This window comes from Nocardiopsis sp. MT53 (assembly GCF_019598965.1).
GTDB lineage: Bacteria > Actinomycetota > Actinomycetes > Streptosporangiales > Streptosporangiaceae > Nocardiopsis > Nocardiopsis changdeensis.
In genome coordinates this window covers 7,167,384-7,181,869 of record NZ_CP080599.1, presented here as the reverse complement: position 1 = coordinate 7,181,869, position 14,486 = coordinate 7,167,384, and the positions used below count along the sequence as shown (strand labels likewise).

Annotated in this window: 12 protein-coding genes; 9 read left to right on the top strand and 3 right to left on the bottom strand. The window is 74.9% G+C overall.

Going from position 1 to position 14,486, the window contains the following annotated elements:
- Window positions 1-102: 102 nt before the first annotated feature.
- Window positions 103-594, top strand: a complete 492-nt coding sequence (locus K1J57_RS32040; protein ID WP_220562430.1) for a GNAT family N-acetyltransferase — start codon at window positions 103-105, stop codon at window positions 592-594.
- On the opposite strand, the gene K1J57_RS32035 is transcribed toward K1J57_RS32040, so the two are convergent.
- Window positions 581-1,993: a hypothetical protein gene (locus K1J57_RS32035; protein ID WP_220562429.1), complete on the bottom strand. Its 1,413-nt coding sequence runs from the start codon at window positions 1,991-1,993 to the stop codon at window positions 581-583. The two genes, K1J57_RS32040 and K1J57_RS32035, sit on opposite strands and share 14 nt — an antisense overlap.
- Window positions 1,994-2,048: 55 nt before the next feature.
- On the opposite strand from K1J57_RS32035, the gene coaE reads away from it, so the two are divergent.
- Window positions 2,049-2,651: a dephospho-CoA kinase gene (gene coaE / locus K1J57_RS32030; RefSeq protein ID WP_220562428.1), complete on the top strand. Its 603-nt coding sequence runs from the start codon at window positions 2,049-2,051 to the stop codon at window positions 2,649-2,651.
- Between the two features lie 162 nt (window positions 2,652-2,813).
- Here coaE and K1J57_RS32025 read toward each other — a convergent pair whose 3' ends face one another.
- Window positions 2,814-3,857 (bottom strand): hypothetical protein, encoded by a 1,044-nt coding sequence (locus K1J57_RS32025; RefSeq protein ID WP_220562427.1) that lies wholly within the window; start codon window positions 3,855-3,857, stop codon window positions 2,814-2,816.
- Between the two features lie 196 nt (window positions 3,858-4,053).
- Window positions 4,054-5,235, bottom strand: a complete 1,182-nt coding sequence (locus tag K1J57_RS32020; RefSeq protein ID WP_255646750.1) for a hypothetical protein — start codon at window positions 5,233-5,235, stop codon at window positions 4,054-4,056.
- A 245-nt stretch (window positions 5,236-5,480) separates the two neighbouring features.
- Between K1J57_RS32020 and uvrB the strand changes: the two genes are divergently transcribed.
- The 7 genes from uvrB to K1J57_RS31985 all read left to right on the top strand — a co-directional run bounded on the left by uvrB (window position 5,481) and on the right by K1J57_RS31985 (window position 14,451).
- A complete protein-coding gene (uvrB, locus tag K1J57_RS32015) occupies window positions 5,481-7,577 on the top strand; it encodes an excinuclease ABC subunit UvrB (protein WP_220562426.1) in 2,097 nt (698 codons plus the stop codon).
- A gap of 147 nt (window positions 7,578-7,724) precedes the next feature.
- Window positions 7,725-8,159: a DUF3060 domain-containing protein gene (locus K1J57_RS32010; RefSeq protein ID WP_220562425.1), complete on the top strand. Its 435-nt coding sequence runs from the start codon at window positions 7,725-7,727 to the stop codon at window positions 8,157-8,159.
- Between the two features lie 302 nt (window positions 8,160-8,461).
- A complete protein-coding gene (locus tag K1J57_RS32005; RefSeq protein ID WP_220562424.1) occupies window positions 8,462-9,457 on the top strand; it encodes a GNAT family N-acetyltransferase in 996 nt (331 codons plus the stop codon).
- Between the two features lie 89 nt (window positions 9,458-9,546).
- Complete coding sequence (locus tag K1J57_RS32000) at window positions 9,547-10,470, top strand: hydroxymethylglutaryl-CoA lyase (RefSeq protein WP_220562423.1); 924 nt, start codon at window positions 9,547-9,549, stop codon at window positions 10,468-10,470.
- 595 nt (window positions 10,471-11,065) lie between these two features.
- Window positions 11,066-12,706, top strand: a complete 1,641-nt coding sequence (locus K1J57_RS31995; protein WP_220562422.1) for a CTP synthase — start codon at window positions 11,066-11,068, stop codon at window positions 12,704-12,706.
- A 42-nt stretch (window positions 12,707-12,748) separates the two neighbouring features.
- The gene (locus K1J57_RS31990) at window positions 12,749-13,414 is read left to right on the top strand and encodes an NUDIX domain-containing protein (RefSeq protein WP_220562421.1); all 666 of its coding nucleotides are present in this window, start codon (window positions 12,749-12,751) and stop codon (window positions 13,412-13,414) included.
- Entirely contained in the window at window positions 13,411-14,451 is a 1,041-nt protein-coding gene (locus K1J57_RS31985) for a tyrosine recombinase (protein ID WP_220562420.1), read from the top strand. The genes K1J57_RS31990 and K1J57_RS31985 overlap by 4 nt, the downstream gene beginning before the upstream one ends.
- The last annotated feature ends 35 nt before the right edge of the window (window positions 14,452-14,486 follow it).

Sequence of the window (14,486 nt, the reverse complement as noted above, 5' to 3'; positions counted from 1 at the left end):
GTGCCCTGGGGCGGGGCCGTGGGGCCGGGAGCGCGCCGCTCCGCGGCCGATCGGGCTAGTCTCGTGCCGTGCCCCGGCGGGCGGGGCGTGTGAGGAGACGGCGTGTTCGAGATCCACCCGGCCACCCCCGCCGACGCGGGGGAGATCCACACCCTGCAGCGGGCGGCGTTCGTCGACGAGGCCCAGGCCTACGGGGACCCGTTCATCCTGCCGCTGACCGAGACCCTGGAGCGGGTGGAGCGGCTGCTGGCCGACCCCGGGTCCCTGGTGCTCAAGGCCGTCGAGGGGCACCGGATCATCGGCGCGGTGCGCGCGCAGGTCACCGGCACCACCGGGGTGGTGGGCCGGCTGGCGGTGGCCCCGGACCGGCGGCGGCGCGGGGTGGCGGCCGCGCTGCTGGAGCGGATGGAGGAGGACCTGCGGGGCCTGCGGCCCGACCTGGCGGCGCTGACCCTGTTCACCGGGGCGCAGAGCGCGCAGAACCAGCTCCTGTACCGGCGTGCGGGCTACGCGGTGACGCACCGGGAGCGGGTCGCCGACCACCTGGTGATGGTGCACATGCGCAAGGAGCTGGCGGCGGTCACCTCCGGTTGAGGGGGTGGGCGCGCCCCCATCCGGTCAGGGCCAGGAACCAGCAGAAGAACGCGACCAGGTACAGGTAGAAGGCCACCGTCGCGTCGCCCCGCGCGACGAAGAAGAGCCCGGGGGCGACCCACCACGCGATCGTCTCCCACAGCTCGTACAACCCCCAGGACAGCATCGCGGTGATGTAGCCCGAGGCCAGGAGCATCCCGGCCATCCGCTTCGGCGTCCAGCGTTCGGCGTGGCGCAGGCGCACCCACAGCAGGACGCAGGCCGACACGACGGGGCCCGAGGCGAAGAGCAGCACCGTTCCCGCGGCGGGGTACAGCAGGGCGGCCCAGGCGGCGCCGAGTGCCGCCAGCCCCGCCACCGCGTACAGCAGGCGGACGAGCGGGCGGGCGGGCTCGTAGGGCCGGGGCTTCGCGGGTGCGGCCCGGCTCCAGCGCAGGATGCGCTCGATGCGCGGGTGGAGCCTGCGCAGGCGCTTGTCGCGCTCGGCGGTGAGAGCGTGCACCGTACGGCCCGTCGCCCTCCGGCCGCGGGCGGCGAGGACGGCCCGGTGGGCCTGGAGGGCGGCACGGGCCAGGGGCGCCAGGACGGCGGCCTCCGCGGCGTACGGATCAGGGCCGGGCAGGGGGCCGCGGGCCAGGTCGCGGCGGATCCGGCGGCGGCGCAGCAGCATGATGCGGCCGGCCCGCCACTCGTGGTCGCGCAGGCGGCCCAGGACGCCGCCGGCACCGGGCAGGGGCGCTCCGGTGCGCTTCAGCTCGTCGAAGGCGTCGACGCACGCGCGCAGGTCGGCCAGCGCCTGCTCGCGCGGGTGCAGCGGGCGGGTGGCGCGCAGGCCGCCGGGCTCCTCGGCGGCGGGCACCCACGGAGTGGCGGGCAGCAGGTGGGGGGTGATGTGGTCGACCCCGTGGACGGACCGCCGTTCCCGGGACCAGTGGCGGGCGCCGGCCAGGGCGGCGACGGCGAGGACGGCCGAGAGCAGGGCGGCTCCGGCCCCGGGGCCCGCGATCAGCTCCCGGACGGAGAGGTACAGCAGGTGGGCGGCCGCGGCGCAGGCCGCGGCCAGACAGAGGCCCAGGGCGGTGAACAGGACCGGGGCCGCCCACCGCGGTCCGCCCAGCGCGGGGGAGAACGTCCGGGGCCGGGCGTACACGGCGACCGCGCCCGCGCAGCCCGCCGCCCCCAGGCCCAGCAGGAGCCCGCCGGCCCAGGAGGGCGCCGGGACGAGCAGGGCGAGGGCGGCCGCGTACATGTGGACGCCGGCCGTCCACAGGTGGGCGCGGACCGGGTCGGGCGGGTCGAGCGCCCGGGAGGGGGCGGCCAGGCCGTCGAGCCGGGCGGTCAGCCGGGCGACCCGGTCCGGGGGAAGGCCGGGGCGGACGGTCGGCCGGGGTGCGGTCACGGGGTCTCCGGGGGGTGGGGGGCGGTGGAAGGGCGGCGGTCACTAGGGTCGTGACATGCTGAAAGTGGGACTCACAGGGGGGATCGGCTCGGGTAAGAGCGCGGTCTCCGCGGAACTGGCCGAGCACGGGGCCGTGGTGATCGACGCCGACGCGATCGCCCGCGAGGTGGTGGAGCCCGGCACACCGGGCCTGGCGGCGGTGGTCGAGGAGTTCGGGGAGGGCGTGCTCGCCCCGGACGGGAGCCTGGACCGGCCCCGGCTGGGGGAGATCGTGTTCGCCGACGAGGCGCGGCTGGCACGGCTCAACGCCATCGTGCACCCGCTGGTGGGCGAGCGCAGCGCGGAGCTGATGGCGCGCGCCGAGGCGGCCGGCGCCCCGGTGGTGGTGTACGACGTGCCGCTGCTGGTGGAGAACGGCCTGGAGTCGCTGTACGACGTGGTGGTGGTCGTCGACACCCCCGACGAGGTGCGGGTGGACCGGGTGGTCCGGAGCCGGGGCATGGACCCTGAACAGGTGTGGGCGCGGATCCGGGCGCAGGCCGACCGGGAGACCCGGCTGGCGGCGGCGGACCTGGTGGTGGACAACTCCGGGACCCGGGAGCAGCTCACGGAGCGGGTCGCGCAGGTGTGGGAGGAGCTGCTGGCCAGGGCGTCCTGACCGGGCACCGGCGCGGTGGCGCCCGGCCGGGCACGGGGGCGCCCCGGGGCCGCGGGGCCGGGTGCGGTGCGGGCTCGCATGGGGGTCGCCTCGGGGTCGGGGTGGGGAGGGCGGACGCGGGGGCGTCCGCCCGTCGGCGGGTCGGGTGGAGCGGCCCGGCCCCTACGGCGGTGCCTGCTCGGCCCGCGCGTGCAGGCCGCCGGCGCCGGTCGCGGCGAGGACCCAGCAGACCAGCGCGGCCAGACCGTACAGTCCGGCGGTGACGGCGTCCCCCGGTGCGGCGGCGGAGGCCTGCGGGGCGAGCCGCGCGAACAGGAGCGCCAGTGCGCCGTGGAGGTGGTCGGCCAGCGCGCCGCCGACGAGGAGGCCGACCAGGGCGACGCCCGCCAGGTACAGGCGCGAGGTCCCGGGGTCGTACCGCAGATTGCTCCACACGATGAAGGCGCCCACGGCGGCCCCGCACACGATCGCCAGGTGCACGGTGGCGTACGGCTGGGAGAGGGCGGACAGTCCGGCGGGCACCAGGACCAGGCCCGTGAGCGCGGTGGCCGCCCGGGACGACGGCCGGGCCCGTGCGCGCCGGACCGGGCCGGGGAGCAGGGCGGGGATCCCGCCGGCCCCGCGCGGCCGCGCGTCGGCGTGCTCGCGCGGTGCGCGCGGTCCTCCGTCCGCCACGGCGTCCTCAGCGGCGGTCCCGTGCGCCTCGATCCCCCGCCGCAGCTCCCGGACCCGGTCCAGGTAGGCGGCGCCGTACCGGTCGGGCTCTTGGGCGGCCCGCCGGGCCGGCGCGCCCAGGCGGACGGCCTCCTCGGCCTCCTCCGGCCGGTCCTCCTCGGAGAAGGGGATCTCCGTGTCCGGGTCGGGGACGAGGATCCGGATGACGTGGGCCGCGTAGACCTGCGCCCACTCCGCCCGGCGCATCAGCCCGGTCGCCCACGCGGCGTCCGGGTCGGGGGCGAGGACGCGCTCGGCCTCGGCGGCGCTGTCGGTGGCCTCCTGGAGGAGGAGCAGGTAGGGGGTCTCCGGCCAGGTCCCGGGCGGCCCGCCGCCGACGGGGTCGGGGTGGGGGTACAGGTAGGGGGCGGCCGCGAGCGCGGCGACGCGTTCGTCGACGCTCCGGGGCCGGTGCGGTCCGGGCCGCGGTGTTCCGGGCGGGGGCGCGGAGCCGGGGTCGTGGTCGGGGTTGGGCGTGGGACGAGCGTGCATGGGCCGCCTCGGCGTTGAGGTCGGTCGGGGGACGGGGTGCCGGAGCGGGGGCGGCCTCGGGGTGGGATGCCCCCATGATGTCCGGGGGCGGGGCCCGGAAAACGGGAATGGCCGCTACCGGCCGCGCGCACGGCCCTCGGCCGGGCAGGGCGGAGCGCGCCCCGGCGTCCGTGCGCGGGGGCGGGTGCGGACGGCCTCAGTCCTCCGTCGGCTGCGGGGCCGCGGGTTCGGGGGACCGGGCCTGACGTGGTCGGGGGATGTCCAGGGGCTCGCGGCGGGTCTGCCCGGCCTCGGGGTGAAGCGCCGCCGACAGGGAGGACCCGGCGTCCACGGCCTCGCGCACCAGTTCCTCCCGGACCGAGTGGGCGGCCCGCACGCTGAGCAGGCTGTCGTCGATCTCGTCGGTCTGCATGGCGCCGCGCGCGGTGCTCAGGGCCAGGTCGGCGTACTCGGCGGCGCGGTCGGCGATGGCCTGGCACTGCTCCCACTCGCGGTGGGCGGTCACCGCGGCGTGGACGCGCTCGCCGTAGTCGGCCAGGACGCCGATGCGTTCGGCCAGGGCGGCGTGGGCGCGGGCCACCGCCTCCTCCTGCGGCTGCAGGGCCCGGGTGACCTGCCGGGACACCGCCTCCCGCTTGCGCTGGACCAGCTCGCGGCGCAGGGCGCGCAGCCGCAGCAGCTCCTGCGACATGCGCCATTCCTCCTCGCGGAGCAGCGGCAGGGTGTGGGCGGCGTCGAAGGAGGCGCCCAGCACGCGGGTGCCCTCCTCGACGCGGTCGGTGGCCTGCTGCAGGCGGGCGAAGAGGTGGGCCTCGGGCTCCTCGTGCCGGGTGGCGTAGCTGTAGGGGCGGCCGAAGTCCTCGGGCAGCACGTACCGGCGGCGGTTCTCCGAGGCCAGCCGGGGCAGCATGCCCGGGCGCATGATCGCGCCGGCCCCGCCCCCGGCGACGGCCAGGTAGAGGGCGGCGGCGGAGGCGCTGCCGGGGACGGCGGCGGCCAGGGGTTCCAGGGCGTTGCCCAGGACCAGGTGGCCGGTCAGGACGGCGGCGGCGGACAGCGGCAGCGCCCAGAAGCCGTGCATGAGCAGGTCGGCCCAGTCGTCGGCGAGCGAGCCCCGGTCGGAGACCAGGCCCAGGACGACGGCGGTGACGATGAGGCACAGCAGGGCGATGAGCGGGGTGGCCGCACCGGGCACGAGCAGGGCGAGCGCGGCCAGGGAGGCGCCGCCGGCGGCGGTGAGGGCGGCGCCGCGGCGCCAGGTGAGCCGTGAGGAGGGGCCGACCGAATCCGGCAGCAGCCGCTCGGGGTGGGCGTGCAGACGGGCGATCGTCCGGCGCGGCAGGGTCGGATCGAAGGTGGGTCGGGAGGGGTGGGACACGGCTGGCACCTCTATTCCGGGGGCACGGTTTCCGGGGGTACAGTGCGCTGATTTCGATGGTAACCCCGGGATCCCCGCCCGGTCAGGGGTCTTCGGCGGGCTGTGGACGGACGGTCCGGCCGCCGGTGCCGCGGGGGAGGCGCGTCGGCCTCCGGCCGCGGGATGTCCTGGGCGGTCGGTAGCGTTAGGGGGACGGGGGCCCGTGTGCGGGGTCGGGCCCCGGGCGACGAGGGGATGAGGGCGACGTGCGACCGGTCACCGAGATCAAGCGCAGTGAGAACCCGTTCGAGGTGGTCTCGGACATGCGTCCGGCGGGCGACCAGCCCAAGGCGATCGAGGAGATCACCCGGCGGGTGCGCGGCGGCGACCCGCACACGGTGCTGCTGGGCGCGACCGGTACCGGCAAGACGGCGACGGTCGCCTGGACCGTGGAGCAGCTGCAGCGGCCGACCCTGGTGATGCAGCCCAACAAGACGCTGGCCGCGCAGTTCGCCAACGAGCTGCGGCAGATGCTGCCGAACAACGCCGTCGAGTACTTCGTGTCGTACTACGACTACTACCAGCCCGAGGCGTACGTCCCCCAGAGCGACACCTACATCGAGAAGGACTCCTCGATCAACGACGAGGTGGAGCGGCTGCGCCACTCGGCGACCAACTCGCTGCTCACCCGCCGGGACACGATCGTGGTGGCGTCGGTGTCGTGCATCTACGGCCTGGGCACGCCGCAGGAGTACGTGGACCGGATGGCGCAGCTGTCGGTGGGCATGGAGGTGGACCGCGACGACCTGCTGCGGCGCCTGGTGGAGATGCAGTACACCCGCAACGACATGGCGTTCACGCGGGGCACGTTCCGGGTGCGCGGTGACACGATCGAGATCATCCCGGTGTACGAGGAGCTGGCGATCCGCATCGAGATGTTCGGTGACGAGGTCGAGCGGCTGCTCACCCTGCACCCGCTGACCGGGGAGGTGCTGGGGGAGAGCGAGGAGATGTTCATCTTCCCCGCCTCGCACTACGTGGCCGGCGAGGAGCGCACCGCGCGGGCGGTGCAGACGATCGAGGCGGAGCTGGGCGAGCGGCTCGCGGAGCTGGAGGGCCAGGGCAAGCTGCTGGAGGCGCAGCGGCTGCGCATGCGCACCACCCACGACCTGGAGATGATCCGCCAGCTGGGGACGTGCTCGGGCATCGAGAACTACTCGCGGCACTTCGACGAGCGCCCCCCGGGCAGCGCGCCCAACACGCTGCTGGACTACTTCCCCGACGACTTCCTGCTCGTGCTGGACGAGTCGCACGTGACGGTCCCGCAGATCGGGGCGATGTACGAGGGCGACGCCTCCCGCAAGCGGACCCTGGTGGACCACGGCTTCCGGCTGCCGTCGGCGCTGGACAACCGGCCGCTGAAGTGGGAGGAGTTCGTCGGGCGGATCGGGCAGACGGTGTACCTGTCGGCGACCCCGGGCCGCTACGAGCTGCGCCAGAGCGCGGGCGACGTGGTGGAGCAGGTCATCCGGCCGACCGGCCTGGTGGACCCGGAGGTACTGGTCAAGCCCACCGAGGGGCAGATCGACGACCTGGTGCACGAGATCCGGGTGCGGGCCGAGCGCTCGGAGCGGGTGCTGGTCACCACGCTGACCAAGAAGATGGCCGAGGACCTCACCGACTACTTCGCGGAGCTGGGCATCCGGGTGCGGTACCTGCACAGCGAGGTGGACACGCTGCGCCGGGTGGAGCTGCTGCGGGAGCTGCGGGTCGGCGAGTTCGACGTGCTGGTCGGCATCAACCTGCTGCGGGAGGGCCTGGACCTGCCCGAGGTGTCGCTGGTGGCGATCCTGGACGCGGACAAGGAGGGCTTCCTGCGGTCGGAGACCTCCCTGATCCAGACCATCGGCCGGGCGGCGCGCAACGTCGCGGGCCAGGTGCACATGTACGCGGACAACGTCACCGACTCGATGCGGGCGGCGATCGAGGAGACCACCCGGCGCCGCGAGAAGCAGCTGGCGTACAACACCGAGCACGGTATCGACCCGCAGCCGCTGCGCAAGCAGATCGCGGACATCCTGGACTCCCTGAACCGGGAGGACGTGGACACCGAGGAGCTGATGGCGAGCGGGTACCGCGGTGCGGGCGCGGCGGCCAAGGCCCCGGTCCCGGCGCTGGGCGAGCGGGGCGTGGACGCGGCGAACATGCCGCGGGCCGAGCTGGCGGGCCTCATCGACCAGTTGAGCGGGCAGATGCACCAGGCGGCGGCGGACCTGCGGTTCGAGCTGGCGGCCCGGCTGCGGGACGAGATCGGGGAGCTCAAGCGGGAGTTGCGGGGCATGGACGCGGCCGGGACCCCCTGAGCCGTGGGGCTTCCCGCCCCGGTCGGTCTCGGTCCGGATACGGTGGGGCAACGATAGGGTCGCGTAGTTACCTCCGCGTGACATAATCTTGGTCTTGCGCAGGATGTATGTCGCAATTGCCGGATGAATCCGGGTGTGGGGGAAACGATGAGGGCTCGACTCCAGGTGGTCGCCGGCGGCGCCGTGCTGCTGGGCACCATGCTGACCGGGTGCGGCCTGGCCTTCGGCCGCGAGCAGATCGAGGGCCCCGACCTGCCGCCCGGGTCCGACGCCGTCACGATCCCCGAGGAGAACGTCGACGCCCACGACGTGCTCATCGTCGTGGACGACGGCTCCGAGATCCACGAGGAGTGCGAGGGGCGCGAGGTCGTGGTCTCGGCCGACGACGCCGTCGTGGTGCTCGACGGGTCCTGCGGCGTGGTCCGCGCCACCGGCCGCGGCTCCACCGTCGACGTGGGCTCGGCCGACAAGATCGTGCTGGTCGGAGTGGACAACACCATCTCCTTCGCGGGCGGCGAGCCCACGATCGTCAACCAGGGCCGCAACACCACCGTCGCCGAGGGCGGGGTCGCCCAGGAGTGACCCCCGCGGCGCCCGGGCGGCGCGATCCCGTGTCACGACGGGATTCCGTGTCGCCGGATTGACCGCCCCGCCACCTGAGAGTGACCTTCGATCGGTTACGGTGGTCAGCGTCCACGTCCGCGTCGGCGCGGAGGAGGGCCACAGATCGGGCGGATGCCACCACCGAGGGTGAACTTTCGGTGTCGGTCGGCTGTATCGTTCCCCCGTCCGACTCTGAGGCGGTACGGTCGTTTCGTCCCGCCCGTCGTCGGGGCGGCACGACGGCGGGGGCGGACACGTGAGACCCGCTAGGGGAGGGGTGGATGAGCGGTTATGTCGCCCGGGTGCGACATGATGAGTCGCCCGGAGGCGATGCGGGCCTCGACCCGCTGGTGCGGTCCGCCGCCCAGCGCTGGGCGGCCGCGGACCCCCTGCTGCCCGAACCGGTGAGCTTCGCCGCCGACTCCTACCCCCTGCTGACCGTCAGCGACGAGGACGGCCGCACGGTCGCGGCGGGCGCCATGCACTACACCTGGTACCAGCCCGGCGAGGTCGGCCGGATCTGGGGCGTGCCCGACCAGCACTGGCTGACCCCCATCGTCGGCGGCCCCGAGCCCTCCCGCGCCCTGGACTCGCTGCTCACCAGCTGGCGCGACCAGCTGGAGGACCTGCCCACCGGCACCGGCTCGGAGTCGGCCGCCCTGGTGAGCTGGCCCGCCCGCGACGTCTGCGGCATCATCCCGCTCCAGCGCCACGGCCTGCAGCCCTACACCGTGCTCGCCGCGCGCCAGCGCCGCCGCGGCGTGCCACCGTCGCTGCCGCCGCGCGACGTCACCATCCGCCTGGCCGACCGCAGCGACCTCACCCAGGTGGTGGGCCTCCTCATGGAGGAGCACCGCTACGAGCAGCACTTCGGCGGCGTCTTCCTCCAGCCCGACACCGCCGAGCAGACCCGCAAGGTGGCCGCCCGCGCCCTGGAGCGGGACCGCTCCTGGATCTGGCTGGCCGAGCGGCGCGGCCGCGCCGTGGGCCTGCTGTGGGTGTCCCCGCCCGAGCGGTCCCGCTGGGCCAAGTCCCTGGTCAAGGCGCGCCCGATCGCGCACATCGGCTACGGCGTGGTCACCGCCGCCGAACGCGGCAACGGCATCGGCACCGCCCTGGTCGGCCAGGCCCACCAGGCCCTGGACAGCCACGGGGTGGGCGTCTCGGTGCTCAACTACGCCGCCATGAACCCGCTGTCGGGCCCGTTCTGGCACCGCATGGGCTACCGCCCGGTCTGGACGACCTGGGAGATCCGCCCCGCCCTCGCCCTGCGCTGACCGCGGGCCGACCGGCCCCGCCTCCCGGGGCCCGCGGCCCCCTGGGCTAGCCTGTGCGCGAACGCACGGGCGCGTGGGAGGGGACGGACATGACCGTGGACGACCGGGGGCCGGCGGGCGGCGAGCACGTCGAGATCGTCGAGGTGGGGCCGCGCGACGGGCTGCAGAACGAGGCGAAGGTGCTCTCGGTCGAGGACCGGATCGCGATGATCGACCGGGCCGCCGACGCGGGACTGCGCCGTATCGAGGCCGTCAGCTTCGTCAACCCCAAGAGGGTCCCGCAGATGGCCGGGGCCGAGGAGATCATGAAGGGCGTGCGTCGCGCCCCGGGCGTCTCCCACATCGGGCTGGTCCTCAACCGGCGCGGCCTGGACCGGGCGCTCGAGGCCGCGGTGTCGGAGGTGAACGTCGCGGTGCCCGCCACCGACGGGTTCTGCGTGCGCAACCAGGGCACCACCGTCGACGGGATGCTCGACGCGCTGGCCGACATCGACCGGGCCCTGGAGGGCACCGGCGTCCCGCTGAGCGTCACCGTGTCGACGGCGTTCGGCTGCCCCTTCGACGGGGAGGTGTCCACGGAACGGGTGGTGGAGGTGGTGCGGCGCGTCGCCGACACCTCGGCGGTGGAGATCGCGCTGGCCGACACCATCGGCGTGGGCGTGCCCCGCCAGGTCACCGAACTCGTGGGGGCGGTGGCCGCCGTCGCCGGCGGGCGCACGCTGCGCTGCCACTTCCACAACACCCGCAACACCGGCTACGCCAACGCCTGGGCGGCGGCGGAGGCCGGGGTGCGGGTGCTGGACTCCAGCGTGGGCGGGTTCGGGGGCTGCCCGTTCGCGCCCGCCGCGACCGGCAACATCGCCACCGAGGACCTGCTGTACCTGCTGCACCGCAGCGGCCTGCACACGGGCGTGAGCCTGTCGGCGGCCGCCGCCCTGGGCGACTGGACGGGCGAGCGCCTGGACAAGGCGCCCCCGGCCTACCTGGGCCGCGCCGGGGACTTCCCCGCCTGACCGGCCGGCCCCGCCGGGGCACGGCCTTCTCGGGCGGGGGTGGTGGTGCGCGCCCCCGTGGGGCTCTTCGCGCCCTTCGCGGCGGGTCCTCTCGGCCCCGCCGGGGCGGTCGTACGCGCTCGGCGGGAACCTGCGTGTTCCTTCGCGCCCTTCGCGGCGGGTCCTCTCGGGGCCCGTCGGCCAGGGCGGTCGTACGCACTGGGCGGGGACCGGGGCGCGGCCCCCGCCGGACGGGACCGAGCGACGGGTGGGGCCTGTGGTGTTCGTCGCGGAGCGGGGGCGGAGCCGGAAGGAGCGGCGGCGGCCGGGAAGCCCCTTCCGGCGGGCGTTTGCGCGACCGTGACGCACACGACACGGCCGCCGCCGCGGGGGCGCCTTCCCCTGGCCCCCGGGATCGCCGCAGGTCGCGGTGGGAACAGCGGCCCCGGGAAAGGTGTTCTGCGGATGTGGTTCCGCGGGGGCCTGTTATCCTGGTGCCCCGTGGATGTCCGGGCGGACCGAAGCGATGATCCCACCGCCTCGGAACCGGACCGCCGCACGGCCGCTCTGGCTCCTCCGAGCCCGCCGTAGCCACTCAACCCACGGGAGCAACACTTTGGCATCCGCCGCGAGTACCAAGCACCTTTTCGTTACTGGCGGCGTCGCCTCCAGTCTGGGCAAAGGCCTCACCGCTTCGAGCCTCGGCCGGCTCCTGAAGTCGCGCGGGCTGCGGGTCACCATGCAGAAGCTGGACCCGTACCTCAACGTGGACCCCGGCACGATGAACCCGTTCCAGCACGGCGAGGTGTTCGTCACCGACGACGGCGCCGAGACCGACCTGGACGTGGGCCACTACGAGCGCTTCCTCGACACCGAGTTGTCGGCGACCGCGAACGTCACCACCGGGCAGATCTACTCCAGCGTCATCGCCAAGGAGCGGCAGGGCGCCTACCTCGGCGACACCGTGCAGGTCATCCCGCACATCACCAACGAGATCAAGTCGCGCATCTACGCGATGGACGACCCCGAGGTCGACATCGTCATCACCGAGATCGGCGGCACGGTCGGCGACATCGAGTCGCAGCCGTTCCTGGAGGCGGTCCGCCAGATCCGGCACGAGATCGGCCGCGACAACTGCTTCTTCCTGCACGTCTCGCTGATCCCCTTCCTGGGCCCCTCGGGCGAGATGAAGACCAAGCCGACCCAGCACTCGGTCGCCGCCCTGCGCAGCATCGGCATCCAGCCCGACGCCATCGTGTGCCGCTCGGACCGGCCCATCACCCAGAGCCTGAAGGCCAAGATCAGCCTCATGTGCGACGTGGACGAGGCAGGCGTGGTCTCCACCCCCGACGCCCCGTCCATTTACGACATCCCCAAGGTCCTGCACCGCGAGGGCCTGGACGCCTACGTCGTGCGCCGCCTGGGCATGCCGTTCCGCGACGTGGACTGGACCGAGTGGGACTCGCTGCTGCGCCGCGTGCACCAGCCCGACCACGAGGTCACCATCGCCATGGTCGGCAAGTACATCGACCTGCCCGACGCCTACCTGTCGGTCTCCGAGGCGCTGCGCGCCGGCGGGTTCGCCACCGACACCCGGGTGAACATCCGCTGGGTCGCCAGCGACAACTGCGCCAGCCCCTCGGGCGCGGCCGCCGAGCTGGACGGCGTCGACGGCATCCTCATCCCCGGCGGGTTCGGCGTGCGCGGCATCGAGGGCAAGATCGGCGCCATCCGCTACGCCCGCGAGAACCGCGTCCCGCTGCTGGGCATCTGCCTGGGCCTGCAGGCGATCGTCATCGAGTACGCGCGCAACGTGCTGGGCCTGGAGGGCGCCAACAGCACCGAGTTCGACGACAAGGCCGTCGACCCGGTCATCGCCACCATGGCCGACCAGGAGGACGTGGTCTCGGGCGAGCGCGACATGGGCGGCACCATGCGGCTGGGCCTGTACCCCGCCGACCTGGGCGAGGGCACCCTGGCGCGCGACCTGTACGGGGGCCAGGCGCAGGCGTCCGAGCGCCACCGCCACCGGTTCGAGGTCAACAACGCCTACCGGCCCAAGCTGGAGGAGGCGGGTCTGGTGTTCTCCGGGCTGTCCCCGGATGGCAAGCTGGTGGAGTACGTCGAGCTGCCCCGGGACGTCCACCCGTTCTACATCGCCACGCAGGCGCACCCGGAACTGCGTTCCCGGCCGACCAAGGCCAACCCGATGTTCCGCGGTCTGATCGCGGCGGCCTTGGAGAACAAGAAGTCCTGAAGGTGGGGCCGGGCGGGGCACGAGCCTGAGAGGCGAGAGCATATGAGTCACACCCGCCCGGCCGGAACCGACAACACGGGGGCGGACGCGAAGATCGCGGACGCCCCCGCGTCGTGGCCGGTGGAGCGGTCCGAGGACCGCTTCCGCTCCCGCCTGGTGGGCATGCGCACCGACTGGGTGCGGATGCCCGGCCCGGGCGGCCGCGGTACGAGCCTCGCCGCCCGCGACTACATGGAGCACCCGGGGGCCGCGGCCGCGCTGGCCCTGGACGACGCTGGCCGGGTGCTGCTGCAGCGCCAGTACCGGCACGCCACCCGGCACACGCTGTGGGAGCTGCCCGCCGGGATCATCGACGGCGAGGGCGAGGGTCCGCTGGCCACCGCCCGCCGCGAGCTGGTGGAGGAGGCGGGGCTGCGCGCCGACACCTGGCACGAGCTCGCCGACTTCTTCCCCAGCCCCGGCTTCTCCAACGAGCGCATTCACGTATTCCTGGCCCGCGGGCTGTCGGAGGTGCCGGCCGAGGAGATCGACTTCGAGCGCCAGCACGAGGAGGCCGACCTGGTCGCCGAGTGGGTGCCGCTGGACGAGGCGGTGGGCCTGGCCCTGGCCGGGCGGCTGCACAACGGGGCGACGGTGATCGGCGTCCTGGCCGCGCACGCCGCCTCCCGCGAGGGCTTCACCGGCCTGCGCGAGCCCGCCGAGCCGTGACGGGCGCGGGCGGCCCCTCCGGGGTGGAGCGGGTGTGCGCGGCGTTCCTGGACCACCTGAGCGCCGAGCGGGCGCTGGCCGACAACACGCTGGCGGCCTACCGCGCCGACCTGCGCCGGTACCGGGAGTACCTGGCCGCGGCGGGGGTGGACTCGGTCGACCTGGTCACCCCCGCCGTGGCGGGCTCCTTCGTGCGGGCCCTGCGCGAGGGCGGGGACGGGCGGGCGCCGCTGGCGGCGGCGTCGGCGGCGCGCACCCTGGCCGCCGTGCGCGGCCTGCACCGGTTCGCGGTCCGCGAGGGGCGGGCCGCCGCCGACCCCACCGCCGACCTGGCCCCGCCCGCCACCCCGATGCGGCTGCCCAAGGCGGTCCCGGTGGAGACGGTCGAGCGCCTGCTGGCGGCCGCCGGACCGGTGGAGGCCCCCGTCGCCGCCGGCGACCGGGCCGCCCTACTGGCGCTGCGCGACCGGGCCCTGCTGGAGCTGCTGTACGGGACCGGCGCGCGCATCTCCGAGGCGGTCGGCGCCGACGTGGACGACGTGGCCGACGCCGTCGGCCTGGACGCCCCCGTGCCCGAGGACCACGTAGGGCTGGTGCGGATCACCGGCAAGGGCGGCAAGGAGCGGATGGTCCCGGTGGGCTCCCACGCCCGGCGGGCGCTGGCCGCCTACCTGACGCGGGCCCGGCCGGTGCTGGCCCGCGCCGGGCGCGGCCGGGGCGGCCCGGCGCTGTTCCTCAACGCCCGCGGCGGCAGGCTCACCCGGCAGGGCGCCTGGGGCGTGCTGGGGGCGGTGGCCGAACGCGCGGGGGTGACGGGGGTGTCCCCGCACACCCTGCGGCACTCCTTCGCCACCCACCTGCTCGACGGCGGTGCGGACATCCGGGTCGTGCAGGAGCTCCTGGGGCACAGTTCGGTCACCACTACACAGGTCTACACACTTGTGACAGTCGACCGGCTGCGCGAGGTCTACGCGGCCAGCCATCCGCGCGCGCACCGCCGCGGCGGCTCCGACCTGCGGGAAAGCCCCCAGGGGTAGGGGATCGCGCGTGACCGGATATGTGCGTTCGGTTT

Coding starts and splice junctions, on each gene's coding strand:
- coaE (WP_220562428.1), top strand. CDS start 2,049: ATGCTGAAAGTGGGACTCACAGGGGGGATCGGCTCGGGTAAGAGCGCG.
- K1J57_RS32025 (WP_220562427.1), bottom strand. CDS start 3,857: ATGCACGCTCGTCCCACGCCCAACCCCGACCACGACCCCGGCTCCGCG.
- K1J57_RS32010 (WP_220562425.1), top strand. CDS start 7,725: ATGAGGGCTCGACTCCAGGTGGTCGCCGGCGGCGCCGTGCTGCTGGGC.
- K1J57_RS32005 (WP_220562424.1), top strand. CDS start 8,462: ATGAGCGGTTATGTCGCCCGGGTGCGACATGATGAGTCGCCCGGAGGC.
- K1J57_RS32000 (WP_220562423.1), top strand. CDS start 9,547: ATGACCGTGGACGACCGGGGGCCGGCGGGCGGCGAGCACGTCGAGATC.
- K1J57_RS31990 (WP_220562421.1), top strand. CDS start 12,749: ATGAGTCACACCCGCCCGGCCGGAACCGACAACACGGGGGCGGACGCG.